Origin of the sequence: Massilia sp. 9I (assembly GCF_902506415.1) — a bacterium.
Classification (GTDB): Bacteria; Pseudomonadota; Gammaproteobacteria; order Burkholderiales; family Burkholderiaceae_D; genus Telluria.
The window spans coordinates 3,336,067-3,359,765 of sequence record NZ_LR733275.1; the positions used below are offsets into that span (position 1 = coordinate 3,336,067).

Below are 23,699 nucleotides of genomic sequence, written 5' to 3' on the forward strand. Positions count from 1 at the left end.
GCTTAGAAAGCGTACTTGGCGCCGATGGTGAGCACGTCGGCCTTGGCGCCGAAGTCCTTGCTCTTGCCATAACGCTCGTATTCGCCGACGAGCGACACGTTCTGGTTCAGCTTGTATTCCGCGCCGACCGCGCCATAAGCTTCGGTCTTGCTTCGGCTCATGCTGGCGTTGACGATTTCCAGCTCGTTCTTGATACGGGTAGCGCCCAGCTTGCCGTAGACCGAGAACTGCTCGTTCACCGGCAGGGTAGCTTTGCCGGCGACATAGAAGGCGTGGCCGTCGGTCTCACCGCGTCGATTCACACCGCCGATCGAATAGTTGACATCCGACTTGGCAAAGTCCGTATAGCCCGCTTCGACACCCCAGGTCTGGTTGAAGTCGTAGCCGCCGAAGATCTTGCCCGAAGCCTTCCAGCCGTCGGTATCGACATTGCTGGCGCCGGACTGTTTGAAGTCATGGTCCGCACTCGCGATGCCGGCGCCGACGTAGGCGCGCGGGGCGCTGGTGCTCTGGGCCTGGGCGGCCGACATGGCTGCGGCAGATGCGATCAGTACAACGAGAAGCTTCTTCATTACGCGAATCCTTTACTTGTCTGGTTCGCGATTCCGGTTGAATCGCGATGTAGGCAAGATAGCATTCACATTCCTTAACTCAAGGCCCAAAACCCGTAAGAACTGTAAGCAGATGTAACTTAACTGACTCAGTGGTTAGATAATTTACAAAAAGATCATGAAAAATCGCGTATCTTTACGCGATATTACGGAAAGTTAGATTGACACGTCCTCCAAGCGGCTTCGCGGTTTTGTTGATCCCATGCATCCAGTTGGCCTGCGTCCGGCCTGCCATGAACAGCAGGCTGCCATCAGTCAGCGGCAGCCTTAGGGTTTCTTTCGTCACTTTGTGGCGCAGGATGAAGGGCCGGGTGGCGCCGAAGCTGACCGAGGCGATGGCCGGCTCGGGGCCCAGCTCCGGCTCGTCGTCGCTGTGCATGCCCATGCTGTCGCGTCCGTCCCGGTAATAGTTCAGGAGCACGCTGTTATAGCGCCGGCCCGTCGCTGCTTCCGCCGCCCGGCGGATGGTGTCGAGCAAGGGCGTGAAGGGCAGCGGCGCCAGCTGCAAGCCCGAATAGCGATAGGCCTTGTCGCCGTGCCAGGCGCTCAGGCGCGGCTGCAGGTGGCGCTTGCCGTAGACGAGCACGGTTTCTTCGCGCCAGCCGGTCTCCGCAATCAGGCGCGCCAGCACCTCCTCGTTCGGCCATGGCAGCCGCAGTTGAGGGAGAAAGGCGAGTTCGCCGTCGCGGATCGGGATCGATGTCAGCGTGGTAGCTGAGGTAAACAAGTCCATTGAGCAATTTTCATGGCTATGATGAGGGCTTTCCCTCACCACGGCATTTTCGCATGGACAAACGTCATTTCCTGGGCGCGGCACTTGCCTCCGGCGCCCTCCCCGCGACCGGCATCGCGGCGCCCGCGGCAAAGGGCGGCCCGGCCCTGCTCACGATCACCGGCGCTATCGGGCGCAGCAACCGCGGCGCGCTCGATCCGGTGCGCGACCAGATGATGTTCAAGCAGAAGCTGGCGTTCACGCGCGCCTGTGCGCTGGACTTCGCGGCGATCGCGGCCCTGTCGGCCGTGAGCATCCGCCCGACGCTGGAATACGATGGCAAGCCGCACAGCCTGCGCGGGCCGCTCTTGGGGGACGTGCTGGCCCTGGCCGGCGCGCGGCCGGCGGACACAGCGAAAGTGCTGCTGCGGGCGGTGGATGGCTATGCGGCGGCGGTGCCGATGGGCCAGCTGCGGTCCTGGCGCTTCATCGTGGCAACGCACCTGGACGGCCAGCCGATGGCGCTCGGCGGGCTGGGGCCTTTATGGGCAGTGTACGACGCCGACCGCGTGCCGGAGATGGCGGCGCGGCCGGTGGCGGAACGCTTCGGGGCTTGCCCCTGGGCGCTGTACCACATCGAGGTACAGGCCTAAAGCGCTTGGCAAAACCCCGAGGGCAAGGCGCAGCGTCGAAGACAGTACGCTAGTACGGCGAGACGATGCAACGCAGCCATCGGGGGAATTGCCGGGCGCTTTCAGGCGTAGGCTTCGGCCAGGCTCATTACACGCGGGGTCACGGTGATGCCGACGTTGCCGAACAGCGACTCGATCGCGGCCAGGTTGGCCTTGCATTCTTCGGCCTTCCAGCCGTTGAACAGGTCTGTGCCGTCCTTCTGGAAGTGCAGGTCCAGCACCTTGCCCTTGTCCTTGTGGATGTAGCTCTGCTGGTGGATATTCTTGAAGCCGAGTTCAGCCAGGCCCGCCAGCACGGTCTGCGGCGGATTGTCCGGATCGGTGGCCAGGAAGACACCGAAGGTCTTGCCAGGCGGTTTGGCGGCGACGTCGATTTCGTAAATGCCCGGGGCCTTGGTGACACTGGTGCTCTTCAGGAACAGCATGTTCTCTCCTTCGTTACCCGCACAACGGCACGCGCTCGGTTGGCATGCGTGGCGGGCGGATCGGTTTGTATTGATCAGCAGCCTAGCTTATTGCCCTCTGGGAACTTTGTCGATCATTGTCTGCACTTTTTTGGGTCTAGCGCAGCAATAAACCCCAAACAGTGCCGCCAATTAACAACGCACAAGCCAACATTCCTGTAATAAAGCCAACTTCGCGTCGCGCCGGGTCGCGGTAATAACCAAGCGCATAAGCGATCCGGCCCAGGCACCACAACAGGCCGCCGGCGGCCGCCCAGACGTCGCCCAGGTACCAGGCGCACATCCACAAGGGCACCAGCAGCAGCGGCAGCTGCTCGAGCGTATTGGCCTGCACCCGCTGGCAGCGCTGAAATTCCTCGGGACCGTCCATGAGCGGAGCCGGAATGCCGTGGCGGATGCGGGCGCGGCCGGCATTCACGCCGGTCCAGAAATAGACCCCGAGTGCGGCCAGGGTGGCCCAGGCAGTGAAGAACATTGAGTAATCCTGTGAATAAATTGGGGATAAAGCCGGGATAAGGCAGGGATAAGGCGGGAAAACTCAGGCTTCGCCGCGCTTGCGCCGCGCCAGCTCGGCGGTCGGCGGCACCAGGGCTTCGTACAGCCGGCCGGTGGCCGGATCCCAGCGCGTAACGGCTTCCTGCTGGCGCGCCACGGTAGCGAAGTCGCCGCGCGCGACAGGTCCGCTGAGCGCCGCTTCGGGGCCGAGACGGAACACGTTGGCCAGGGCTTCGGTGGCAAGCGGCCTGGCCAGCTCGCGCGCCACCTCCGGCGGCACGCCGGCCGCCTCGTAGGCGCGCAGCGCGGCATCCAGCACCGTCACCAGGTAGTTCGACGCGAACACGGCGGCCGCATGGTAGACCGTCTTCGCGGCCGGGTCGATGCGCACCAGACGCGCGCCGATCGCCTCGAAAGCCGGTTCCAGCAGCGCCAGCGCTTGATCATCGCCCTCGATGCCGCAAAAGGTGCCGGCGAAATGCGCGGCCACCGCTTGCGGATCGGCGAAGCTGCGCACCGGGTGCACGCTCGCCACGAAAGCGCCGGCATCGCGCGCCGGCTGCAGTTCGCCGGATGCCTTGGCGCCGCTGCAGTGGAACACCACCGCGCCGTTCACGTGTCCACTTTGGGCCAGCGCCGCACAGGCGGGCCCGATGGCATCGTCGCCCACCGCCAGCATCCACACCCGCGCGGGACGCATCTGCGCCAGCGTATCGCAGGCGGTGCCGGCGCCGATGAAGCCGATCGCCTCTTGCGCGCTGGCCGGGCTGCGGGTCAGCACGTCCTGCAGGGTGAAGGCGCCGCTCGCGGCGAACAGGCGACCGAGCGCGCGGCCCACGTGGCCGGCGCCGACCAGGTTCAGCGTCAAGCTCACGTCAGAAGCTGGAGCCGGGCAGCTCGAGGAAGGCCAGCTCTTCCGGGGTCGAGGCGCGGCCCAGGATGGCGTTACGGTGCGGGAAGCGGCCGAAGCGCGCGATCACGCCGCGGTGGCGGTGCGCATAGTCGAGCGCTTCGCCGAAGCCTTCATGCGCGGCCGCCAGGTCGGTGAACAGGCTCACGCACTGCTCCTGCAGGCGCGCGTCTTCCGCGTGCTCGAAGGGCATGTAGACGAACTGGCGCTCGACCGGCAGCAGGGCCAGGTGCTCGCCGGAGTCCACCAGCTGGCGCGCATTGGCCAGCGCCAGGGTGTCGCCGGCGAAGGATTCCGGCTTGCCGCGGAAGGCGTTGCGGGTGAACTGGTCGAGCACGAGGATACGCGCCAGCGTGCCGCGCGGGCCCTCCTCGTCCCACTCGCGCAGGCCGCCCGCGAGCGCCTGGGCGATCAGGGCGCCAAAGCGCTCGCGCAGCGCGGCATCGAAAGCTTCGTCCTTGCGGAACCACTCGATGCGCTGCTTGCCATGGCCCTCGCTACCTGCCGGCAGGAACCAGAAATCGAGAACGTCTTGTGCTTGCATTGATGAACCCTAGTAATGAATAACGAGCTTTATTGTTATTGTTTCTTACTTAATTGCGGGCGTGCGAGAGCTGGAAGGCTTCCAGTCCCTCGAAGGCGGCCAGCTCGTCGGCCAGCTCGGACAGCGAGGCCCCGCTTTTGCGCGACAGGGCGAGGGCCACGAAGCGCCATTCCTGGCGGCCTTCGTCGCTGCTGATCGTCAGCGAGCTGCCGGCGATCTCGTAGCCGCGCTCCAGCGCCGCCGTGCGCAGCACGTCCTCACGCGGGAACACCTGCGGCTTGAAGCGCATGCGCACCGCCACTGCGTGGCGCGAGGGCAGGATGGTTTCCAAGCGGTTCAGGTAGATCATGATCATGCCCGAGAAGAAGGCCAGGCCCATCGCCGCCAGGTAGAAGCCGACACCGACCAGGATGCCGATCGCGGACGAGGCCCAGATCGAGGCCGCCGTGGTCAGGCCGCTGATGTTGAAGCCATCGCGCATGATGACGCCGGCGCCGAGGAAGCCGATGCCGGTCACCACGCCCTGGATGATGCGGGTCGGGTCGACCGGCGCCAGCACGCCGCCGTGGCCGCCGTACCAGAAGTCGGGATAGCCGGCCAGGATGGTCAGCGCGGCCGAGGCCATGCACACCAGGCCATAGGTGCGCATGCCGGCCGCGCGGCCATGGTAGGCACGTTCGTAGCCGACCAGCAGGCCGAGCGCGAGTGCGCCGGCCAGGTGCAGCAGGATCAGGCCGTTGGTGTAGATGCTGGCTTCGGACCAGTAGGCGGCAAACAGGTGGTTGGGAGGGGCGACAGGCATGGTGGTCCGTTACGCTCCCGGCTTCTTGCGCACCAGCTGCTTTTCGAATGCCTCGTCATGCTTGCTGATGCGCTTGACCTCCTGCGGACCGAGGCCGTTCACGAAAGCGACGAAGTCGTCCAGCTCGAGCGGCGCATTGAGCGCGGGCGCGCCCGGCGCTTCCGACAGGAAGAACAGGCCGTCGCCGGTGCGCGCCATCGAATACGCGCTGTTCCCGGTGCGCCTCTTGAGGCGCTCGACGGCGGCGCTGGCGCGGGTGGATCGTGAGCTCGCCATCAGATCGCCTCCGTGCGCTGCATCAGCCAGTCGCGCGCCGCACCATCGACGTGCGGCGCGAGACGCGTGCGCACCATCGCGTGGTAGGCGTTCAGCCACGCGATCTCGTCCTCGCGCAGCAGCGCGCGCACCAAAGGGCGGGTGTCGATCGGGCACAGGGTCAGCGTCTCGAAGGCCAGAAACTCGCCGAACTCGGTGGTGTCGACCACCTGGTTCAGCACCAGGTTCTCGATGCGGATGCCCCAGCGTCCCGGGCGGTAGATGCCCGGCTCGATCGAGGTGATCATGCCCGGCTCCATCGCGGTGTGCGGGTCCGGCGGCACCGCGGGAGAAATCGTCTGCGGACCTTCGTGCACGTTCAGGAAGTAGCCGACGCCGTGGCCGGTGCCATGGCCGTAGTCGATGCCCGCGGCCCAGATCGGCGCGCGCGCGATGGCGTCGAGCAGCGGCGCGCGGGTGCCGCGCGGGAAGCGGGTCGAGGACAGGTTGATCAGGCCCTTGAGCACCAGGGTGTAGTCGCGCTTCTGCGCATCCGATGGGGCGCCGACCGGGATCACGCGCGTGATGTCGGTGGTGCCGCCCAGGTACTGGCCGCCGGAGTCGATCAAGAGCAGGCCATCGCCCTCGATGACCGCGCAGCTTTCCTGCGCGGCGCGGTAGTGCATGATCGCGCCATTGCTGTTGAACCCTGCAATGGTGGAGAAGCTCGGGCTGATGAAGTTCGGACGGCGCGCACGCGCTGCGGTGATGTGGGTGTCGATCGCGACTTCATCGAGCGGCGCGCGGGCCGCGTTGCCCAGCTCCGTCTCCAGCCAGGAGAAGAACTCGCACAGCGCCGCGCCATCCTGCTCCATCGCGGCGCGCACGTTGACCGCTTCGCTATCGAGCTTGCGCGACTTGGCGAAGGTGGTCGGGTTGATCGCTTCCACGACGTTGACACCCTGGGCGACCGCGGCGCGCATGCCGGCAGTGACGCGGCGCGGATCCAGCAGCAGCACCGCGCCATCGGGCAGCGCCGCCAGCGCGGTGGCAGCGTTCGCATACGGCGCCAGGTGCACGCCATCCGACTCCAGGCGCGCGCGTACGTCAGCGGGCACCTTGCCTTCGCCGACGAACAGGGTCGCATCGGCGCGGCCGATCAGCGCATGCGCCAGGAACACCGGATTGAAGCTGACGTCGGCGCCGCGCAGGTTGAACAGGTAGGCGATGTCGTCCAGCGTCGAGATGAAGTGGAAACCGGCGCCATGCTGCTCCATCGCGGCGCGGGTGGCGGCCAGCTTGTCGGCGCGGCTGACGGTCGCATACGGCGGCAGGTGCTCGAACACGGCGTCGCCAGGGAGCGCGGGACGGTCCTGCCAGACTTCGTCGAGCAGATCGACATCGGTGCGCAGCCGGATGTTCTTCGCTTTCAAAGCGTCCGACAGCAGGCGTGCGCCGGCCAGGCCCAGTACGCGCGCGTCCACCGCCACGGTCTGCCCTGCCGAGAGATTCGCCGCCAGCCAGTCCACGTGCATCTGGCTTGCCGCGCCGGGGATCTTCATCAAGCTGATTGCGCTGCCGGCCAGCTCGGTCTCGGCCTGGGTCCAGTAGCGGCCGTCGGTCCAGACGCCGGCGAAGTCGCGGGTAGCGATGAAGGTGCCGACCGAACCGGTAAAGCCGGACAGCCACTCCCTGCCCTTCCAGTGGCCGGGCAGGTATTCCGACAAGTGCGGATCGCTCGACGGCAGGACGTAAGCGTCGATGCCGGCGCGCGCCATCGCGCTGCGCAGTTGGGCGAGCTTGCCCGCACGGGCTTGTTCGAATTCGGGGGTGGACATGGCTCGGTCGATCAGTTGTTATCCAAGCCACGTATGATACGCCGCAATGCCGCGGCGTGGCGCGTCTGCTTATTGCGCAATGACATCATCCGCTACAATGACGCGCAGACGAATCGACCGGCAGCAGCCGGCACAGGAGACAGACATGGATTTCGAAGCCGCCAAGGACGTATGCCGCAGCCTTCCCGGCTGTACCGAGGACACCAAGTGGGAGAACGACACGGTATTTTCGGTCGGCGCCAAGATGTTCGCGGCCACCAACAAGGACGTGCCTGCGCAGGGTTTCAGTTTCAAGGTCGACGACGAGCGCTTCCTCGAGCTGACCGACCGGCCGGGCATCATTCCGGCGCCCTACCTGGCGCGCGCCAAGTGGGTGAAGGTCATGCCTGAGGCGCAGCTCGACGATGCCGAACTGGCCGGGCTGCTGCGCCGCTCCTATGAACTCGTGTTCGCCAGGCTCACCCGCAAGCTGCAACGCGAAATCACCGCTTGACCCCAACAGGAACGCTCTTGCCAACCCGATTGGCGCATAATCGGGCAAATAAGCAGACCGCCATCTTTAGACCAGAAGACAGAACGACATGCAAGACTACCACCATGACCGCGCCCGCGCGCTGCTCGCCAACGCCACCCAGATCGTCACCCCGGAAGAAGTGCAGGCCGCGGTGAAGCACGTCGCCGACGAACTGAACGCGCGTTTCGGCGCTCCCGACAACAAGGCCTTCCCGCTGGTGCTGGGCGTGATGGGCGGCGCCGTGGTGTTCACCGGCCACCTGCTGCCGCAGCTGAACTTCCCGCTCGAATTCGACTACATCCACGTCAGCCGCTACGGCGACGCCGACCGCGGCGGCCAGATCGTGTGGAAGGTGATCCCGCGCCAGGACGTGGCCGGCCGCACCATCGTGGTGGTGGACGACATCCTCGACGAAGGCGAGACCCTCGCCCACGTCAAGCAGCGCCTGCTCGACATGGGCGCGGCCGAAGTCATCGTCGCGGTCTTCGCCGACAAGGACCTCAAGCGCGCCAAGCCGATCAAGGCCGACCTGGTGGGCCTCACGCTGCCGAACGAATTCGTGGTCGGCTTCGGCATGGACGTGTACAACTACTGGCGCAACCTGCCGGGGCTGTGGTCGATCAACCAGGATGACCTCAGCGCGGCGGAGCCGGAGCCGGAATTCCCGGTCCCGGACGCGAAGCGCCTCGATTAAACGCGCTTAACGAATCGCCAGGCGCTCACGCGCCGCGGCGTATTCGGCCTTGAGGCGTTCGACCATCTCGGCCACGCTCGGCACGTCGTTCATCAAGCCCACGCCCTGGCCGGCGCCCCAGATGTCGCGCCAGGCCTTGGCGCTGCCGGAGCCGAAGCTCATCTTGCTCTTGTCCGATTCCGGCAGGTTGTCCGGATCCAGGCCGGCCGCCACGATCGACTTCTTCAGGTAGTTGCCGTGCACCCCGGTGAACAGGTTGGTGTACACCACGTCGGCCGCGTTCGACTCCACGATCGCATCGCGGTAGGCGTCGGACACGTTCGATTCCTTGGTCGCCAGCCAGCGCGAGCCGATGTAGGCGAAGTCGGCGCCCATGGCCTGGGCCGCGAGGATCGCGTCGCCCGTCGCGATCGAGCCGGACAGCGCGATCGGTCCCTTGAAGAACTTGCGCACCTCGCCCACCAGCGCAAACGGCGACAGCGCGCCCGCATGGCCGCCGGCGCCCGCCGCGACCAGGATCAGGCCATCCACGCCCGCCTCCAGCGCCTTTTCCGCATGCCGGATCGAGACCACGTCGTGCATCACGATGCCGCCGTAGGCGTGCACCGCGTCCAGCATCTCCTTCGGCGGCGCGCGCAGCGAGGAGATGATGATCGGCACCTGGTGCTTCACGCAGACCTCGACGTCGTGCGCCAGGCGGTCGTTCGACGCGTGCACGATCTGGTTCACCGCGATCGGGCCCACCTTCGCGCCGGGATGTGCGGCCGCATACTCCGCCAGTTCGCGCTGCAGGTCGGTCAGCCAGGTATCGAGCAGCTCGGCCGGGCGCGCGTTCAGGGCGGGGAAGGAACCGACGATGCCGGCCTTGCACTGGGCCGCCACCAGCGCGGGACCGCTGGCGATGAACATCGGCGAGGCGATGACGGGAAGGGACAGGTCTTGCAACACGGGTGGCAGCGTCATGGAAGGCTCTCGGTTGTCGGTTGATGGGACAGTTCCGGGCATTATGCCGTGAAAAAAGAACGATCGTGCTAGATTCTTGACTCTAAACGTCGACCAGCATGTTTTCTTCGATGCGCGCAGCCCCGGCTTTCACCAGCGCGGCAGTGGCCCATTGTGCCAGCGCGTCCGCGCTCATGGGCAGGAGCCCGCTCCTGACCCGCTCCACCAACGGGATCGATCCCAGCAGCCCGGGCAGCGCTTCCAACTTCAGTGCGCGCCGCTCCAGCAGCAGGAACTTGAGCAGCACCTTGACCGCGTTCTGCGCATTCCTCACCGGGTCGGCGCTCAGGTAGTCGAGGCGCGCCCTCGCCCGCCCTAACGCCCCTGACACGTCGCTGAACACCGCGCCGTGGCCAGGGATGACCACGCGTGCATCCAGCGTGCCGATCAGCTCCAGTGTCGCCCCCACTTCCGCGAAGCCCGGCTCACCGGCGAGTTCCGGGAAGATCACGCCGAAGCCGTTCTCCCACAGCGCGTCGCCGGAAATCAGGATGCCCTCCGCCTCGCAGAAGAACAGCAGCGCGTGCGGATCGTGGCCGGGCGCCGCCATCACGCTCCAGCGCTGCTCGCCCAGCTGCAGCACATCGCCCGGCATCAAGACGGCATCGAAACCGAAGCGCGCGCACTGCTGCCCGGTGGCGCGGTAGCTGAGGGCATCCTCATCCCAGGCCGCCACCTTGGCCGCTTCCAGCGCCGGGATCGCGGTATGGCAGGCATAGGTCGCCTGCAGCAGCGCATTGCCGCCGCAGTGGTCGGAGTGCAGGTGGGTGTTGAGCAGGCGTTCCAGCGGACGGCCGTTCAGAGCGTGGCGCAGCAGCGCCAGCGTCTGCGGTGCGTGCGTGACATAGCCGCTGTCCACCAGGGCCGTGCCTTCGCGGCCCGTGAACAGGATGTTGTTGGACGAGAGCCAGCCGCGCTCGAAGACGTGCATCGACGGCGGCAGGCGCGCGCTCACCTCAACCCCAGTCGATCTCGGCTTCGCGGCGCCGGATCTCGGTCCACACGCGGCGCTTGTAGTCGTCGCCGGCGCTGCCCCAGGCGACGATTTCGTCGATGGTGCGCAGGCAGCCCTTGCACAGGCCGGACACGGGGTCCATCTGGCACAGGTTGATGCAGGGCGAAGGCACGGGGCTTTGCAGTTCCGGGTTCATGCCAGCAGCGCCTTCACGTCGATGTAGTGGGCGCAGATGGCAATGACCACCATCAGCACGACGGCCACGCGGCTGCCGCGGTCCTTGAGCGCATACAGCACCGGATCGTCGTCCATCTCGCCGCGCGCGGTCTTGATCCACAGGCGGCCGAGCCAGTAGATCATCAGGGCCGCCAGGCCCCACAGCAGCACCGGGCTGGCATACTGCCCCTCGGTTTCGGCCGCGTTGATGAACAGGCCCAGCACCACTACTGCCGCCAGCGCCGAGGCCAGGCCCATCGGCCACAGCACGGCCAGGTCGACCACGTGGTAGTCGCGCCCGTGCGCGCTGGCCTGGCCGCGCTGCTGCATCAGCTGCAGCTCGGAGCAGCGCTTCACCAGGGCCAGGCTGAGGAACACGAACAGCGAGAAAGCCAGCAGCCACGAGGTGGTGTGGATGCCCACCGCCACCGAACCGGTCACGATGCGCAGCGTGTACAGCATCGACAGCACCAGCACGTCGAGCAGCACGCGTTCCTTGAGCCACCAGCTGTAGGCGGTCGTCAAAACCACGTAGGCCAGCAGCATGGCCACGAAGCCCTTGTTGATGGTGAACGCCAGCGCAAACGCTCCCACCAGCAGCAGGAGCGCAGCCAGCACGCCCGAGGTGATCGGCAGCGCACCGCTGGCGAAGGGCCGCAGGCGCTTGCGCGGATGCATGCGGTCGTTGCCGAGGTCCCACAGGTCATTCGCGATGTAAGTCGCCGAGGCTGCTGTCGAAAAGCAGAGGAAGGCCAGCAGCATGGTGGCCAGGTCCGACAGCACGAAGGTGAAGGAGGTCAACAGCGGCACGAACAGCAGCACGTTCTTGGCCCACTGGTGCATGCGCAGCGCCTTGCGCCAGGTGCCCAGGCTGGCTGCCGGCTTCGGGAATTCCTTTTCGACGGCGTGCTTGGCGCGCACCGCGCGCGTCACCGCGCCGGAGGCGCCCACCAGCACGGCGGCCTGCGCGCCTTCCCACACCGGCAGGTCGGCCACGCTGTCGCCGGCGTAAGCGAACTCCGGTCCCACTTCTTCGCGGATGGCCGCGAGCTTGTTGCTGCCCTTGAGGTTGCGCGTGGCGTCGGTGGCCAGCACGCGGTCGAACAGGCCCAGGTGCTCGGCCACCGGCTCGGCGATCGAGCGGTGCGCGGCCGTGGCCAGCACCAGTTCGCGCCCGGCGGCCTTTTCGCTGCGCAGGTAGTCGAGCAGGTCCTGGCGGTAGGGCAGCTGCTCGGGCGCGATGCTGACGCGGCGCGCGATCTCGGACTTCATGGCTTCGCGCCCGCGCAGCAGCCACAGCGGCAGTTTGAGCAGGTCGAGCGGAGCGCTCTTTGCCAGCAGCAGCACCGACTCGACCAGGGTATCGGTCGGGGTCAGGGTGCCGTCGAGGTCGACCACAAGGGGGATGGCGGTCGAGCGCTGTGCCTGTTGGGAATGCAGCATGGAAGTTTCAGCCGGGTTCATCGCGATTCAAGATATGTAAATGCAAACACATCGCGCATTATCGCTCATCGCGGGCCGGCTCAACCGGTGCGGCGTCAGTGGATGCACCGGCGTGCCATTGCGCCAGCTTGCGCGCCACCTTGTCGCGGAAGCGCGCCGGATCGATCAGCTGGCGTTCGTGTATGCCCTCGCACACTTTCTCCACATCGTCCCAGGCTTCCACCTGGAAGCGCACGCGGCGGCCGTCCACCGCCAAGACGCTGCCGCGGATGGTCAGGGTCATGCCGGGCGGCGTCGGCGCCAGGTGGCGAAACTGAACCATGGTTCCCAGGCTCTGTTCCTGCGGCCAGTCCATGAAGGGCATCAGGCCGTGCAGGCAGGCCAGTTCCATCATGCCGACCAGGTAGCCGGTCGCCAGCACGTCCGGCATGTCGAGGCAGAAGGGCGTGTCGTGATAGAGCGCGGGCACGGTGGCCCGCGGCGGGACGATATAGCGCCATTCGAAGGAATGGCCGAGTTGTATTTCTGCTCGCATGTTGGCAGATTAACGCAGCCCGTCGCATTTGGGTGAATCCTCCTTGACCCTGAGCTTCATGGGCGTACACTCCATAGACCATCCAGCTGGATGGTGCAAGCGTGGCGTAAGGAAGCGGAAGGCATCATGACCCGAGAAATAGCGAAACTGGTGACAAGAGAAGCGGCGCGGCCGGCGGACCTCGAGAAAATCACGATCAACCTGGGGCCGATCGATCTCGGACAGATCGACCTCCTGGTGAGCGAAGGCTTTTATGCCAACCGATCGGACCTGATCCGCACGGCGATCCGCAACCAGCTGCAGGCGCATGCCGACGTGCTGCGCCAGACCGTGGCGCGGCGTAGCCTGGTACTCGGCATCCACCATTACACGCGGGCCGACCTGGAGCGTGCGCACAGCGCCGGCGAGCGCCTGCAGATCCAGGTGCTCGGCCTGGCCAGCATCGCCGACGACGTCACGCCCGAACTGGCGCGCGACACCATCGAATCCATCGTCGTCCTCGGCGCGCTGCATGCCAGCAGCGCGGTGAAGGCGGCACTTGCCGGGCGCATCCAGTAAGCGCAGCGGCCGAAGGAAAGGCATGAAATTGAACACGCACCTGTTTGCGCAAATGCGCAAAGCCACCCGCGCTCTGATGAAAAAGGGACCGCTCGACACTGCGGCCATCGTGCAAGAAGCAATGAAACAGGCCAGCGCCTTCCAGCGCGCGACGCCTGCCCCCGACATGCTGGCCGACCTGCAGCGCAGCATAGAGTCGCTGCGCGGACAATTCGACAGTCCGGCCAACGATGCCTGGCCGGGCAGCTTCAGCGCCGGCAGCTATTCCAACGAAGCCGGCACCCGCGACTACAAACTGTACGTGCCCAGCACCCTGACGGACGCGCCGGCGCCGCTGGTGGTGATGCTGCACGGCTGCACCCAGAACCCCGACGACTTCGCCCATGGCACCCAGATGAACGCGCTGGCCGAAGAACTGGGCTGCCTGGTCGTCTATCCGGCGCAGTCGCAGTCGGCCAATCCCTCGCGCTGCTGGAACTGGTTCAACGAAACGGACCAGCAGCGCGACCGCGGCGAACCCTCGATCATCGCCGGCATCACGCGCGACGTGATGGCGCGCCACCCGGTCGATCCGCGCCAGGTCTTCGTTGCCGGGCTGTCGGCCGGCGGCGCGATGGCTACCATCATGGGCACCCTGTATCCGGACCTGTACGCCGCCGTCGGCGTGCATTCCGGCCTGCCCTTCGCCGCGGCCAGCGACCTGCCCTCGGCGCTGGCGGCAATGAAAGGCGACTTCCGGCGCAGCCAGGCGCCGGGACGCCAGCTGCCGATCATCGTGTTCCACGGCGACCGCGACACCACGGTGCATCCGGCCAATGGCGACGCGCTGGTGGCGCACGGCCGCACGCGCAGCGCGCGCCGCACCGCCGAACCGGGCCAGGTGCCCGACGGCCACGCCTACACGCGCACGCTGCACCAGCACGACGACGGCAGCGTCCATGCGGAACACTGGCTGATCCACGGCGCCGGCCATGCCTGGTCGGGCGGCAACGCGCGCGGCAGTTATACCGATGGCAAGGGCCCGGACGCGAGCCGGGAAATGATGCGCTTCTTCCGCACCCAGCGGTAAGGTGGGCGGGTCTCCCGCCCACGCGGTGATCGTTAGCGGTTCAGCTGTCGCGTCGGCTGATCTTGCCGCAATAGTTCAGCCTCGATATGGGCGCGCAGGCAGGCCGGGCACCAGCAGCCAAGGGCTTCCTGCGGTACCGGAACGGCGGGCGGCAGCGCCGTGCACCAGCAGGGCTCGGGACTGTTATCCGCCATGGCGCAGCCGAATTCGGCGCCGCAGCGGGTGCAGGTACTCACGGGGTGCTCCCCTGTGGAAAGATGCTCATGGTTCGGTACGGTGGCGATACAGCCTATAAAATACAACAAGACGCCATATAATCAGCACAAGTACTACCCTGTTGCCTTAAAATCTCGCGACATTTATTTTGGACCTTCCATGAACGCAAGCTTGAGCAGCCTGAACTCCGACGACCAGCCCAACGATCTGACCAAGGTATCGCCGCAGATCAAGGCACAGATCCTGGCCGAGGCGCTTCCCTACATCCGTAACTTCCACGGCAAGACCATCGTCATCAAGTACGGCGGCAATGCCATGACCGACGAGCGCCTGAAGCACGGCTTCGCACGCGACGTCATCCTGCTCAAGCTGGTGGGCATGAACCCGGTCGTGGTGCACGGCGGCGGTCCGCAGATCGACAACGCGCTGAAGAAGATCGGCAAGCAGGGCACCTTCGTGCAAGGCATGCGCATCACCGACGAAGAGACCATGGAAGTGGTCGAGTGGGTGCTGGGCGGCGAAGTCCAGCAGGACATCGTCATGCTGATCAACCACTACGGCGGCCAGGCAGTGGGCCTGACCGGCAAGGACGGTGGCCTGATCCGCGCGCGCCGCATGTCCATGCCGGACAAGGACAAGCCGGGCGAATTCCTCGACATCGGTTTCGTTGGCGAGATCGAAGCGATCAACCCGGCCGTCGTCAAGGCGCTGCAGGACGACGCCTTCATCCCGATCATCTCGCCGATCGGCTTCGGCCAGGATGGCCAGGCCTACAACATCAATGCCGACGTCGTCGCCGGCAAGATCGCCGAGATCCTGAAAGCCGAAAAGCTGATCATGATGACCAACATCGCCGGCGTGCAGGACAAGAACGGCAAGCTGGTCACCGACCTGTCGGCGCGCGAGATCGACGAGATGTTCGAAGACGGCACGATTTCGGGCGGCATGCTGCCGAAAATTTCGTCGGCACTCGATGCGGCGAAGTCGGGCGTCAATACCGTCCACATCATCGATGGGCGTATCGAACACAGTTTGTTGCTGGAAGTCTTGACCGAACAGGCGTTTGGCACTATGATCCGGTCTCACTGATTTTTTGTGGCGGACCTTCCGCCACATTAAACACAAGATGCCCTTGTAGCTCAGTGGTAGAGCACTCCCTTGGTAAGGGAGAGGCCACGTGTTCAATCCACGTCAAGGGCACCATTCTCTTCCCGCAGTACCCCTCCCCTTAGTAGATCCGCTCCACCTTGATGCCGCGCTTGCGCAGCAGCTCCGGCACGCCGCGTTTGCCGACCAGGTGCAGTAATCCCACCGCCACCACCGCATTGTTTTCGCGCGCCAGCAGCGACACGATCTTGTCGGCCATCGGTCCGTTGCGTTCGTCCATCAGGAGTTCGCGCGTGAACCTGCCGCTCAAGCTGTCGTCTTCTTCCAGGCGCTGCGCGATGCGTTCCAGCGCCGCCTGGTCGGCCTTTTCGTAGGCTTCGAACAGTTCGCGCGCTTCGTGCAGCTGGCGGCCCGACGCCATGTTCTGCAGCGTTTCTTCCAGCAGCGCCCACTGCTCCTCGTCCTTGAGGCGATTGAGCAGCGCGGCCTGGTAGCCGATCGATTCGAGTTCGGCGATGCGGGTCTTGCCGCCGGCGCGCGCCTGCTCCGCCAGGTGGCTGTCGACGCCGAGGCGCGGGTCGTAGCCCATCTTGGCGGCGTCGATCACGGCCAGGGTCATCACGATCATCCAGGGCTTCAGCTGGCCCACCGCGGCCGGGTCGAGGCCCTGCTTCTTGAGGCCGGCCTCGATGCGCTGGCGGCGCTCGGGCGCCAGGCTCGCCAGGCCGGGACGTCCGGCCGGATACATGCCGTGCTGCTGCAGGGCCGCCGTCATCGCCGCTGGGTCGCGCGCGGTGTCGACTTCGAGCGCCAGCGTGGGCGCCTGCGCCAGGGCTTGGCGGATGCGCGGCTCGAGCGGATAGAAATCTGGACGGCCGGCGTGGATGGTGCCGTAAAGGTAAAGTGAGTGCCCGCTACCGCTGAGCTTGAAGAGGGCGCCGCGTTCCGCCGCCAGCGCCTGGAAGGCCAGCAGGAACAAGCTGAGGAACACCACTATAATCGGACGTCGCATTCACCCTCCGTTGTAATCCGAACCGTGCCGAATCATACCCTGCCCTCTCCCGTCTGGCTCTTCGACCTCGACAACACCCTGCATGACGCCTCGCACGCGATCTTCCCGGCGATTAGCGCCAACATGAACACCTATATCGCGCGCGTGCTGGGCGACGGCAGCACGCCCGCCACCCAGGCGCAGGTGGACGCGGCGCGCCTGGGCTACTGGAGGCGCTACGGCGCCACCCTGCTCGGCATGATCCGCCACCATGGCGTGTCGGCCGCCGACTTCCTGCACGTCACCCACGACCTCGGCGCCCTCGACAAACTGATGCGCGCCGAAAAAGGCCTGGGTACCCTGCTGCGTCGCCTCCCGGGCCGCAAGATCCTGCTCACCAACGCCCCGACGCGCTACTCCACCGACGTGATGCGCCACCTTGGCCTGAGCCGCCACTTCGCGCACCACGTCGCGATCGAGCACATGCACGTGCACCGCCGGCTGCGTCCCAAGCCATCGAGCCTGATGCTGCGCCGCCTGCTGCGCAAGCACGGCGTGGCGGCGCGCCGCTGCATCCTGGTCGAGGACACGCTGGCCAACCTGAAAAGCGCCAGCCGCCTGGGGCTGCGCACGGTCTGGGTCACGCAATACCTGCGCATGAGCGACCCGATTGGCAAAGCCCCCTTGCCGCGGACCCTGAAACGCCCCCGTTACGTCGATGTCAAAGTAAAATCCGTGCGGCAGCTACCGGCGCGACTGCACCGGCTGCGCTAAGAAAACCAACAACACCAAGGGGGCCTCGAAAACCGTCGCGAGCGGCAGTAAGCTTGACCGAGAAGCGCAGCTGTACGAGAGTACAGCGAGCATCGCAGGTCGAGATTACAACGCGCAGTAGGTTTCTCGAGGTTCCCGTCTACTAGGGATCACATGGCAACCAAGCCGGGCCAGCGCAAGCTGCAAATCCTCCAGGCCCTGGCCTCGATGCTCGAGCAGCCCAAGGGCGAGAAGATCACCACGGCGGCGCTGGCGGCGCGCCTGTCGGTATCGGAAGCGGCGCTGTACCGCCACTTCGCCAGCAAGGCCCAGATGTACGAAGGCCTGATCGAGTTCATCGAGTCCAGCGTCTTCGGCCTGATCAACCAGATCGCCGAGCGCGAGGACGGTGGCGTCAACCAGGCGCACGCGATGCTGCAGATGCTGCTCTCCTTCGCCAGCAACAACCCGGGCATGACCCGGGTCCTGATCGGCGACGCGCTGGTGGGCGAGGACGAGCGCCTGCAGCTGCGCATGAACCAGTTCTACGACAAGGTCGAGATGGCCTTCAAGGGCGCCCTGCGTGTGGCGGTCACCCAGGGCCATGGCGAGGAAGCCGACGTCGCGGCGCGCGCCAGCCTCCTGGTGAGCTACGTGACCGGACGCTGGCACCGCTTCGCCAAGAGCGGCTTCAAACAGAACCCGGCCGAAGGCACGGCCCTGCAGCTGTCGCTGCTGCTCGCGGCATAAAGGGCCCATAGCCGCATCATGGATACCCAGGAAGTCTTCGCGCTGCTGGACGACGCCGGCGCCGCTGGCGAAGCCCGTTCGCGCCTGTACAGCCGCCATGCGGGCACGCTGCGCTGCACGGACGTTGCGGGCTGGCCTCAACTGCTGCGCGAGATGCAGGAGGCGCTGGGACGCGGCCTGTACGCGGTGCCGCTGCTGACCTACGAACTGGGGGCGCACCTGCAGGGATTGCCCGCCCATGCGATGGACGGCCCGCTGGCGCAGGTGCTGCTGTTCGAGCAGTGCGAACACCTGGACGCAAGCCAGGTCGAGGGTTGGATCGCCACCCGTGCGCCGGCCGGTGGCCTGGCCGGCGTAGCCGGCATTACCGCCAACGTCGACGAAGCCGCGTTCACAGAGGCGATCAATCGCATCCGCGAGTACATCGCGGCCGGCGACACCTATCAGGTCAACTACACCTACCGCCTGCACTTCGCCGCTTACGGCCCATTGCTTGCCCTGTACGCGCGGCTGCGGGCGCGCCAGCGCGTGCCCTACGGCGCCCTGATCGCCCTGCCCGACGGCGGCGCGCTGCTGTCGTTCTCGCCCGAGCTGTTCATGCGTCATGAGGCGGGCGTTCTGCTGGCGCGTCCGATGAAAGGTACGGCGCCGGCCAGCGGCGACGATGCGCTCGACGCCGAACGCTCACAAGCGCTGGCTGCGGACACCAAGAACCGCGCCGAAAACCTGATGATCGTGGATCTGCTGCGCAACGACCTGGGACGGGTCGCGCAGACCGGCAGCGTCGAGGTGCCGGCGCTGTTCGAGGTCAAGCGCTACGGCAGCGTGCTGCAGATGACCTCCACCGTGCAGGCGCGCCTGCGCCAGGACACGACGCTGGAACAGGTGTTCGCCGCGCTCTACCCCTGCGGCTCGATCACGGGCGCGCCCAAGCGCCGCACGATGGAGATCATCCACGAACTCGAACCCGCGGCGCGCGGCATCTACACCGGCGCGATCGGCTGGTTCGATCCGCCCCCGGCAGGTGAGGCATTCGGGGACTTCTGCCTGTCGGTCCCGATCCGCACCCTGGCCCTCGGGCCCTCGGAAGGCGGCACGCGCCAGGGAGAACTGGGCGTCGGCGCCGGCATCGTCTACGACAGCGATGCGGCATCCGAATTCGCCGAATGCCAACTCAAGGCGCGCTTCCTCACCGGCCTGGTAAACGAATTGGAAATCTTCGAGACCCTGCGCGCCAGCTGGGACGACGGCTGCCGCCACATCGAGCAGCACCTCGACCGCCTCGCCGCCTCCTGCCGCTTTTTCGGGCACCCATTCGATTACGGTGCCGCACGCGTGGCGCTGAACGAGGCCTGCCTGGCCCTGCCGCCCGGCCAGCTGCATCGGCTGCGCCTGTCGGTGGACCAGAACGGCCAGCTGGGCCTGCAGTCGGCGCCGCTGGCGCCCCTGGCCGAACCGGTGCTGGTGCTGCTGGCGCAGGAGAGGACGGACTCGCACGACGTCTTCCTGCGCCATAAAACGAGCATCCGCAGCCGCTACGACGCGGCCTGGCGCGCCGCCGAGGCGCAAGGCGCCTTCGACGCCCTGTTCTTCAACGAGCGCGATGAGCTGACCGAGGGAGGACGCAGCAATGTGTTCGTGCGCTTCGGCGCGGCCTGGTACACGCCGCCGCTGTCCTGCGGCGTGCTGCCGGGGGTGATGCGCGGCGTGTTACTCGCCGCGCCGGCGTGGAACGCGAGCGAGCGCGTGATCACGCGCGCGATGCTGCAGGACGCGGACGACCTGGTCGTCTGCAATGCCCTGCGCGGGCCGCTGCGGGCGGTCCTGCTGGACGACCCGCGGCCAGGCTAGTTACATCGCGAGCGCCTGCTCGATTCTACCGACCAGGGCCGGATCTTCCGGCGTCACCTTGCTTGGGAAATGCTCGATGACCTTGCCGTCGCGGCCGATCAGATACTTGGTGAAGTTCCATTTCGGCGCCTGGCCGGTGGCCTTGGTCAGCGTCGCGTGCAGCGGATTGGCTTCCGGACCGGTGACCACGCTCTTGGCGAACATCGGGAACTTGACGCCGTAGGTGTTGAAGCAGAGGTCGGCGATCTCCTTCGAGCTGCCCGGTTCCTGCTTGCCGAAGTCGTTCGACGGGAAGCCCAGCACCACCAGGCCGCGGCCGTTGTACTTGGCGTACAGCTTCTCCAGGCCTTCGTACTGCTTGGTGAAGCCGCAGTAGCTGGCCGTGTTCACCACCAGCACCACCTTGCCGGCATACTGGCACAGGTCCTGCGGCGCCTCGTCCTGCAGGCGCTTGAAGTTCTGGTGCAGGATGGCCGGGCAAGCAACCGGCGCGCGGGCGGCGGTCGGCGTGGCGCTGGCTGCATTGGTCGCCTGGGCGGCGGCCGGCTGGGAAAGGCTCGCGGCAGCTAGGGCTGCGAGCAGGAGGGTGGTCTTGAACATGGCGTGGCATCCCCTGAATTGTAATGCCACGATTGTAACGCAGACGCTGCTGAAAAAATCGTCAGCCTGCTGCGCGACCGGGACCTTAGCCGTTCAGGCTGCGGTGCTCGATCTTGATGCAGTGGTTCATGACCACGTCCAGGCCTGCGGCGCGCGCGAGGTCGGCGGCAGCCCGGTTCTCGATGTCGAGCTGCATCCACAGGCAGCCGGCGCGCACGGCGATCGCGTCGCGTGCGATCGGCGGGATGTCTTCGGACTTGCGGAAGCAGTCGACGATGTCGATCGGCTGGCCGCCCGCGGCGAGGGCGTCGGCCGCTTCCTGCAAGCTAGCGTAGACCTTCTCGCCGAGGATGCTGTCGCCGGCATAGCTCGGGTTCACCGGCACCACGCGGTAGCCGGCTCCCTGCAGGTATTCGGCCACGCCGTAGCTGGCGCGGTCGGGCTTGTTCGACAGGCCGACGATGGCGATGGTCTTGCTGTCGCTGAGGATCTGGGCAATGCTTCTCATGATGGATTCGGTGGATTCAGGGTTCGACACTAGCTTATCAGATTTGCATCATGTACCGCGCCCCTGCTGGCGCCGCGCGCGCAAACGTGGAAAGATGCGGGCTCGTCCCTTTTCAAACTCTCCATGCGCGCCACCGTCCTCTCCTGCATCGCCGCCCTCGCCTTGTCGCTGTCCGCCCACGCGGCCGAACCGCTGGCCGCCGTCGAACGCGCCATCGTTCCCGTCGCCAGCTGGGGCGGCACCCCGGCCGACGCCAGCAAGGCCAAGCGCCACACCATCAGCCAGATCACCCTGCACCACCAGGGCGAGCCGTTCAAGCCCGGCACCGACCCGCAGGCCTACCTGCGCCGCCTGCAGACCTGGTCGCGCACCACCAAAGGCTGGCTCGACATCCCCTACCACTACGTGATCGACCTCGATGGCCGCGTCTACGAGGCGCGCAACATCGACTTCGCAGGCGACACCAACACCGAATACGACCCCACCGGGCATGCCCTGATCGAGGTGGTCGGCAATTTCGAGGAAGTGGAACCGAACCAGCAGCAGCTCGACGCCGTGGTCGACCTGATGGCGCTGCTGGCACGGAAGTACAAGGTGTCGCTGGACGACATCAAGAGCCACCGCGACCACTCCGACAAGACCGTGTGCCCGGGTGCGAACCTGTACCGCTACGTGAAGGAGGATTACTTCCGCCACAAGGTGGCGCTGCGCCTGGCCGGTGAGCAGGCCGCGAACCGCTAGAGCAGGCGCGCACCGTAGGGTGGGCGGGTTTCCCGCCCACGCGTTCAAACCGGGCTAGATCAGCCTGGGCGTCATCTCTCGGCTCACCTATCACCGCGTGGGCGGCATAGCCGCCCACCCTACGGGTCAAATATACGGCGTGATCAAAGCTTGCGGCCCGGCGTGTTGCGGCCGCCCTGCTTCAGCACCAGGTCCTGTCCTTCGAAACTGATCTCGGCGTCGACCCGCTCCGCGAAGAAGGCGGTCTCGCTCATCGGGAAGATTTCGAGCTTGCCCTGCCTGGTAGCCTGGGCAAAGTAGCGGTCGCCCTCGCGCGTCAGCTCCAGCACGAAGCCGGGCGCCAGTTCGTAGCGGCCGACGCGCGTGTCGAAGGAGGCGTTGGCGATCTTGATGGCCTGGCGCGCAGGCGGCGCGTTGCCGATGCGTGGACTCACGATCGGCTTGCCGTCCTGGTGATGCGTCACCGCTACCACCTTGCCATCCGCGCCACGCTGGAACTCGAACCAGTCGAGCGAACCTGGCAGGAAGAATTCGGTGCTCGACGCGGCCTTGACCGGCGTCGGCGGCAGGCCGGTGCGCTGGGTGACCAAGCCATCGGCAGTGCGGCGGAACACGCGCTGCACGCCCTTCTCGACTTCGTAGGTGCCGGCGACGGCATCCAACGCCGCCGCGTCCAGCTTCGCTTCCGTGAACTCGCGGTAGGGCTTGCCGATGGCGATAGCGGCCGCCTTGCGCGCCACCACGCTCGGGTTGGCCGGGCCGGCGTCGCTGTTGGTCAGCACCGCGACGTAAACTTTTTGGTCCGGCAGGCGCAGCCCGTAGGTGGAGAAGCCGTTGATGCCGCCGCTGTGGCCGATGGCGGCGCTACCCTGTACCTGGCTGATCCCCCAGCCGTAGCCGTAGGTGGTCGGCTTGCCGTCACTGAGGCGGTAGGGCGTGAAGGCGCGCTGCCAGCTGGCCGGCTTGAGCAGCTTGCCACTGGAGACCGCGGCATCCCAGCGCGCCAGGTCGTCCACGGTCGACACCAGCGATCCGGCCGCGTAGGGCTGGGTCATGCTGAGCGGTTTCGCCGGGCCGAAACCGGTGCCGCTACGGGTGTGGCCGGCCGCCACCGGCGCCTTGCTGCGGCCAACGCCCTCGTAATAGGTGTCGTTCATCCCCAGAGGCTTGAAGATGCGCTGCTCGAGAAAGGACGCGTAGCTCTGGCCGGACACCTTCTCGATGATGGCGCCAAGCAGGAAGTAGCCCGAATTGTTGTAGCGGAACTGGCTGCCCGGTTCGAAGTCGAGCGGATCGTTCTTGAACGAGTCGATCATCTGCGCCACTGTGAGGTTCTGCGCCATGCCGGCGCCGTAGCCTGGCTTGCTGGTGTAGCTGACGATGCCCGAGGTGTGGGTCAGGAGGTGCTCGATCGTGATCTTCTTGCCCCTGGTCGGATAGTCCGGCAAGTGCCTGGTGATGTCGTCGTCGAGCGACAGCTTGCCTTCTTCAAGCAGCATCAGGATCGCGGTCGCGGTGAACTGCTTGGTGAGGGAACCGATGCGCAGCGCCATCTCGGGCGTCATGTCGATGTTCTTCGAAGTGTCGGCCATGCCGTAGGCGCGGCGCAGCACGGTCTTGCCATCCTTGACCACGATGACCGTGGCGCCCGGAGCGTCGGCCTTGAAGTAGGGAGCGATGGCCGCGTCGATGCGGCCGGCCAGGCCCTGCTCGGCGAGCACGGACCTGGCAGCGTCCTGGGCGAAGGATGCGTTCGGGTGGCACAGCAGGAGCACGGCGGCGCACAGGGCGGAGCGGAGCAGCATGGTCGGAATCCCTTTGTCGTTGTCGGTACCGTCCATACTATCCGCCCTGCCCTCCATGGGAACTATCA

29 protein-coding genes and 1 tRNA gene are annotated in these 23,699 nt (G+C 66.2%); 11 read left to right on the forward strand and 19 right to left on the reverse strand.

All coding sequences use genetic code 11. The features are described from left to right. Window positions 1–2: 2 nt before the first annotated feature. Together GV068_RS14875 and GV068_RS14880 are read right to left on the reverse strand one after the other, a co-directional pair. Window positions 3–572: a porin family protein gene (locus GV068_RS14875; protein ID WP_159699191.1), complete on the reverse strand. Its 570-nt coding sequence runs from the start codon at window positions 570–572 to the stop codon at window positions 3–5. Between the two features lie 175 nt (window positions 573–747). Next, complete coding sequence (locus GV068_RS14880; protein WP_159699194.1) at window positions 748–1,344, reverse strand: alpha-ketoglutarate-dependent dioxygenase AlkB; 597 nt, start codon at window positions 1,342–1,344, stop codon at window positions 748–750. A 53-nt stretch (window positions 1,345–1,397) separates the two neighbouring features. Between GV068_RS14880 and GV068_RS14885 the strand changes: the two genes are divergently transcribed. Then, the gene (locus GV068_RS14885; protein WP_159699197.1) at window positions 1,398–1,976 is read left to right on the forward strand and encodes a molybdopterin-dependent oxidoreductase; all 579 of its coding nucleotides are present in this window, start codon (window positions 1,398–1,400) and stop codon (window positions 1,974–1,976) included. 101 nt (window positions 1,977–2,077) lie between these two features. Here GV068_RS14885 and GV068_RS14890 read toward each other — a convergent pair whose 3' ends face one another. The 7 genes from GV068_RS14890 to GV068_RS14920 all read right to left on the reverse strand — a co-directional run bounded on the left by GV068_RS14890 (window position 2,078) and on the right by GV068_RS14920 (window position 7,323). Next, window positions 2,078–2,440, reverse strand: a complete 363-nt coding sequence (locus GV068_RS14890; RefSeq protein WP_159699200.1) for a hypothetical protein — start codon at window positions 2,438–2,440, stop codon at window positions 2,078–2,080. 136 nt (window positions 2,441–2,576) lie between these two features. Beyond that, on the reverse strand, window positions 2,577–2,954 hold the full coding sequence (locus GV068_RS14895) for an MAPEG family protein (protein ID WP_159699203.1): 378 nt from the start codon (window positions 2,952–2,954) through the stop codon (window positions 2,577–2,579). Window positions 2,955–3,017: 63 nt separating this feature from the next. Then, on the reverse strand, window positions 3,018–3,848 hold the full coding sequence (locus tag GV068_RS14900; RefSeq protein WP_159699206.1) for a Rossmann-like and DUF2520 domain-containing protein: 831 nt from the start codon (window positions 3,846–3,848) through the stop codon (window positions 3,018–3,020). Window position 3,849: 1 nt separating this feature from the next. Next, the gene (locus tag GV068_RS14905) at window positions 3,850–4,428 is read right to left on the reverse strand and encodes a DUF924 family protein (protein ID WP_159699209.1); all 579 of its coding nucleotides are present in this window, start codon (window positions 4,426–4,428) and stop codon (window positions 3,850–3,852) included. A 49-nt stretch (window positions 4,429–4,477) separates the two neighbouring features. Further along, entirely contained in the window at window positions 4,478–5,230 is a 753-nt protein-coding gene (locus GV068_RS14910) for an MgtC/SapB family protein (RefSeq protein WP_159699212.1), read from the reverse strand. Between the two features lie 9 nt (window positions 5,231–5,239). Beyond that, window positions 5,240–5,506 carry a hypothetical protein gene (locus GV068_RS14915; RefSeq protein ID WP_159699215.1) on the reverse strand — a complete coding sequence of 89 codons (267 nt, stop codon included), beginning with the start codon at window positions 5,504–5,506 and terminating at the stop codon, window positions 5,240–5,242. Continuing rightward, window positions 5,506–7,323: an aminopeptidase P family protein gene (locus GV068_RS14920; protein WP_159699217.1), complete on the reverse strand. Its 1,818-nt coding sequence runs from the start codon at window positions 7,321–7,323 to the stop codon at window positions 5,506–5,508. The genes GV068_RS14915 and GV068_RS14920 overlap by 1 nt, the downstream gene beginning before the upstream one ends. A gap of 145 nt (window positions 7,324–7,468) precedes the next feature. On the opposite strand from GV068_RS14920, the gene GV068_RS14925 reads away from it, so the two are divergent. Together GV068_RS14925 and GV068_RS14930 are read left to right on the forward strand one after the other, a co-directional pair. Next, window positions 7,469–7,816, forward strand: a complete 348-nt coding sequence (locus GV068_RS14925; protein WP_159699221.1) for an MmcQ/YjbR family DNA-binding protein — start codon at window positions 7,469–7,471, stop codon at window positions 7,814–7,816. An 88-nt stretch (window positions 7,817–7,904) separates the two neighbouring features. Next, window positions 7,905–8,531 carry a hypoxanthine-guanine phosphoribosyltransferase gene (locus GV068_RS14930; RefSeq protein ID WP_159699224.1) on the forward strand — a complete coding sequence of 209 codons (627 nt, stop codon included), beginning with the start codon at window positions 7,905–7,907 and terminating at the stop codon, window positions 8,529–8,531. Between the two features lie 6 nt (window positions 8,532–8,537). On the opposite strand, the gene GV068_RS14935 is transcribed toward GV068_RS14930, so the two are convergent. The 5 genes from GV068_RS14935 to GV068_RS14955 form a co-directional block, all read right to left on the reverse strand. Beyond that, entirely contained in the window at window positions 8,538–9,494 is a 957-nt protein-coding gene (locus tag GV068_RS14935) for a nitronate monooxygenase family protein (RefSeq protein ID WP_159699227.1), read from the reverse strand. A gap of 82 nt (window positions 9,495–9,576) precedes the next feature. Then, complete coding sequence (locus GV068_RS14940) at window positions 9,577–10,464, reverse strand: MBL fold metallo-hydrolase (protein WP_159705064.1); 888 nt, start codon at window positions 10,462–10,464, stop codon at window positions 9,577–9,579. A 25-nt stretch (window positions 10,465–10,489) separates the two neighbouring features. Next, a complete protein-coding gene (locus tag GV068_RS14945; RefSeq protein WP_159699230.1) occupies window positions 10,490–10,684 on the reverse strand; it encodes a DUF1289 domain-containing protein in 195 nt (64 codons plus the stop codon). Beyond that, complete coding sequence (locus GV068_RS14950; protein ID WP_159699233.1) at window positions 10,681–12,147, reverse strand: UbiA family prenyltransferase; 1,467 nt, start codon at window positions 12,145–12,147, stop codon at window positions 10,681–10,683. Before GV068_RS14950 ends, GV068_RS14945 begins: the two co-directional genes overlap by 4 nt. A gap of 58 nt (window positions 12,148–12,205) precedes the next feature. Beyond that, the gene (locus tag GV068_RS14955; protein ID WP_159699236.1) at window positions 12,206–12,682 is read right to left on the reverse strand and encodes a thioesterase family protein; all 477 of its coding nucleotides are present in this window, start codon (window positions 12,680–12,682) and stop codon (window positions 12,206–12,208) included. A 126-nt stretch (window positions 12,683–12,808) separates the two neighbouring features. On the opposite strand from GV068_RS14955, the gene GV068_RS14960 reads away from it, so the two are divergent. Further along, on the forward strand, window positions 12,809–13,240 hold the full coding sequence (locus GV068_RS14960; protein WP_159699239.1) for a CopG family transcriptional regulator: 432 nt from the start codon (window positions 12,809–12,811) through the stop codon (window positions 13,238–13,240). Window positions 13,241–13,262: 22 nt separating this feature from the next. Next, window positions 13,263–14,309 (forward strand): PHB depolymerase family esterase, encoded by a 1,047-nt coding sequence (locus tag GV068_RS14965; protein ID WP_159699242.1) that lies wholly within the window; start codon window positions 13,263–13,265, stop codon window positions 14,307–14,309. Between the two features lie 32 nt (window positions 14,310–14,341). On the opposite strand, the gene GV068_RS14970 is transcribed toward GV068_RS14965, so the two are convergent. Beyond that, a complete protein-coding gene (locus GV068_RS14970) occupies window positions 14,342–14,545 on the reverse strand; it encodes a cysteine-rich CWC family protein (RefSeq protein WP_159699245.1) in 204 nt (67 codons plus the stop codon). A 139-nt stretch (window positions 14,546–14,684) separates the two neighbouring features. On the opposite strand from GV068_RS14970, the gene argB reads away from it, so the two are divergent. Together argB and GV068_RS14980 are read left to right on the forward strand one after the other, a co-directional pair. Continuing rightward, the gene (argB, locus tag GV068_RS14975; RefSeq protein ID WP_159699248.1) at window positions 14,685–15,614 is read left to right on the forward strand and encodes an acetylglutamate kinase; all 930 of its coding nucleotides are present in this window, start codon (window positions 14,685–14,687) and stop codon (window positions 15,612–15,614) included. 39 nt (window positions 15,615–15,653) lie between these two features. Beyond that, window positions 15,654–15,728 (forward strand) — tRNA-Thr (locus GV068_RS14980). A 25-nt stretch (window positions 15,729–15,753) separates the two neighbouring features. Here GV068_RS14980 and GV068_RS14985 read toward each other — a convergent pair. Then, a complete protein-coding gene (locus tag GV068_RS14985) occupies window positions 15,754–16,644 on the reverse strand; it encodes a TraB/GumN family protein (RefSeq protein ID WP_159699251.1) in 891 nt (296 codons plus the stop codon). 24 nt (window positions 16,645–16,668) lie between these two features. Here GV068_RS14985 and GV068_RS14990 point away from each other — a divergent pair, with 24 nt between their 5' ends. The 3 genes from GV068_RS14990 to pabB all read left to right on the forward strand — a co-directional run bounded on the left by GV068_RS14990 (window position 16,669) and on the right by pabB (window position 19,977). After that, entirely contained in the window at window positions 16,669–17,397 is a 729-nt protein-coding gene (locus tag GV068_RS14990; protein WP_159699254.1) for a pyrimidine 5'-nucleotidase, read from the forward strand. A 153-nt stretch (window positions 17,398–17,550) separates the two neighbouring features. After that, window positions 17,551–18,126 carry a nucleoid occlusion factor SlmA gene (gene slmA / locus GV068_RS14995; protein WP_159699257.1) on the forward strand — a complete coding sequence of 192 codons (576 nt, stop codon included), beginning with the start codon at window positions 17,551–17,553 and terminating at the stop codon, window positions 18,124–18,126. Between the two features lie 18 nt (window positions 18,127–18,144). After that, complete coding sequence (gene pabB, locus GV068_RS15000; protein ID WP_159699260.1) at window positions 18,145–19,977, forward strand: aminodeoxychorismate synthase component I; 1,833 nt, start codon at window positions 18,145–18,147, stop codon at window positions 19,975–19,977. Here the strand turns inward: pabB and GV068_RS15005 are convergent, their stop codons facing one another. Then, complete coding sequence (locus GV068_RS15005) at window positions 19,978–20,577, reverse strand: glutathione peroxidase (protein ID WP_159699263.1); 600 nt, start codon at window positions 20,575–20,577, stop codon at window positions 19,978–19,980. Window positions 20,578–20,662: 85 nt separating this feature from the next. Beyond that, on the reverse strand, window positions 20,663–21,085 hold the full coding sequence (locus GV068_RS15010) for a CoA-binding protein (RefSeq protein ID WP_159699266.1): 423 nt from the start codon (window positions 21,083–21,085) through the stop codon (window positions 20,663–20,665). Between the two features lie 123 nt (window positions 21,086–21,208). On the opposite strand from GV068_RS15010, the gene GV068_RS15015 reads away from it, so the two are divergent. Further along, a complete protein-coding gene (locus GV068_RS15015) occupies window positions 21,209–21,826 on the forward strand; it encodes a peptidoglycan recognition family protein (RefSeq protein ID WP_159699269.1) in 618 nt (205 codons plus the stop codon). Window positions 21,827–21,969: 143 nt separating this feature from the next. Here the strand turns inward: GV068_RS15015 and GV068_RS15020 are convergent, their stop codons facing one another. After that, a complete protein-coding gene (locus tag GV068_RS15020) occupies window positions 21,970–23,631 on the reverse strand; it encodes a serine hydrolase (RefSeq protein WP_159699272.1) in 1,662 nt (553 codons plus the stop codon). Between the last annotated feature and the right edge of the window lie 68 nt (window positions 23,632–23,699).

Coding starts and splice junctions, on each gene's coding strand:
- GV068_RS15015 (WP_159699269.1), top strand. CDS start 21,209: ATGCGCGCCACCGTCCTCTCCTGCATCGCCGCCCTCGCCTTGTCGCTG.
- GV068_RS14955 (WP_159699236.1), bottom strand. CDS start 12,682: ATGCGAGCAGAAATACAACTCGGCCATTCCTTCGAATGGCGCTATATC.
- GV068_RS14930 (WP_159699224.1), top strand. CDS start 7,905: ATGCAAGACTACCACCATGACCGCGCCCGCGCGCTGCTCGCCAACGCC.
- GV068_RS15005 (WP_159699263.1), bottom strand. CDS start 20,577: ATGTTCAAGACCACCCTCCTGCTCGCAGCCCTAGCTGCCGCGAGCCTT.
- GV068_RS14925 (WP_159699221.1), top strand. CDS start 7,469: ATGGATTTCGAAGCCGCCAAGGACGTATGCCGCAGCCTTCCCGGCTGT.
- GV068_RS14890 (WP_159699200.1), bottom strand. CDS start 2,440: ATGCTGTTCCTGAAGAGCACCAGTGTCACCAAGGCCCCGGGCATTTAC.
- pabB (WP_159699260.1), top strand. CDS start 18,145: ATGGATACCCAGGAAGTCTTCGCGCTGCTGGACGACGCCGGCGCCGCT.
- GV068_RS14895 (WP_159699203.1), bottom strand. CDS start 2,954: ATGTTCTTCACTGCCTGGGCCACCCTGGCCGCACTCGGGGTCTATTTC.
- GV068_RS14960 (WP_159699239.1), top strand. CDS start 12,809: ATGACCCGAGAAATAGCGAAACTGGTGACAAGAGAAGCGGCGCGGCCG.
- GV068_RS14885 (WP_159699197.1), top strand. CDS start 1,398: ATGGACAAACGTCATTTCCTGGGCGCGGCACTTGCCTCCGGCGCCCTC.
- GV068_RS14950 (WP_159699233.1), bottom strand. CDS start 12,147: ATGCTGCATTCCCAACAGGCACAGCGCTCGACCGCCATCCCCCTTGTG.
- GV068_RS14905 (WP_159699209.1), bottom strand. CDS start 4,428: ATGCAAGCACAAGACGTTCTCGATTTCTGGTTCCTGCCGGCAGGTAGC.
- GV068_RS14985 (WP_159699251.1), bottom strand. CDS start 16,644: ATGCGACGTCCGATTATAGTGGTGTTCCTCAGCTTGTTCCTGCTGGCC.
- GV068_RS14965 (WP_159699242.1), top strand. CDS start 13,263: ATGAAATTGAACACGCACCTGTTTGCGCAAATGCGCAAAGCCACCCGC.
- GV068_RS14920 (WP_159699217.1), bottom strand. CDS start 7,323: ATGTCCACCCCCGAATTCGAACAAGCCCGTGCGGGCAAGCTCGCCCAA.
- GV068_RS14880 (WP_159699194.1), bottom strand. CDS start 1,344: ATGGACTTGTTTACCTCAGCTACCACGCTGACATCGATCCCGATCCGC.
- GV068_RS14910 (WP_159699212.1), bottom strand. CDS start 5,230: ATGCCTGTCGCCCCTCCCAACCACCTGTTTGCCGCCTACTGGTCCGAA.
- GV068_RS14875 (WP_159699191.1), bottom strand. CDS start 572: ATGAAGAAGCTTCTCGTTGTACTGATCGCATCTGCCGCAGCCATGTCG.
- GV068_RS14940 (WP_159705064.1), bottom strand. CDS start 10,464: ATGCACGTCTTCGAGCGCGGCTGGCTCTCGTCCAACAACATCCTGTTC.
- GV068_RS15010 (WP_159699266.1), bottom strand. CDS start 21,085: ATGAGAAGCATTGCCCAGATCCTCAGCGACAGCAAGACCATCGCCATC.
- GV068_RS14945 (WP_159699230.1), bottom strand. CDS start 10,684: ATGAACCCGGAACTGCAAAGCCCCGTGCCTTCGCCCTGCATCAACCTG.
- argB (WP_159699248.1), top strand. CDS start 14,685: ATGAACGCAAGCTTGAGCAGCCTGAACTCCGACGACCAGCCCAACGAT.
- GV068_RS14935 (WP_159699227.1), bottom strand. CDS start 9,494: ATGACGCTGCCACCCGTGTTGCAAGACCTGTCCCTTCCCGTCATCGCC.
- GV068_RS15020 (WP_159699272.1), bottom strand. CDS start 23,631: ATGCTGCTCCGCTCCGCCCTGTGCGCCGCCGTGCTCCTGCTGTGCCAC.
- slmA (WP_159699257.1), top strand. CDS start 17,551: ATGGCAACCAAGCCGGGCCAGCGCAAGCTGCAAATCCTCCAGGCCCTG.
- GV068_RS14915 (WP_159699215.1), bottom strand. CDS start 5,506: ATGGCGAGCTCACGATCCACCCGCGCCAGCGCCGCCGTCGAGCGCCTC.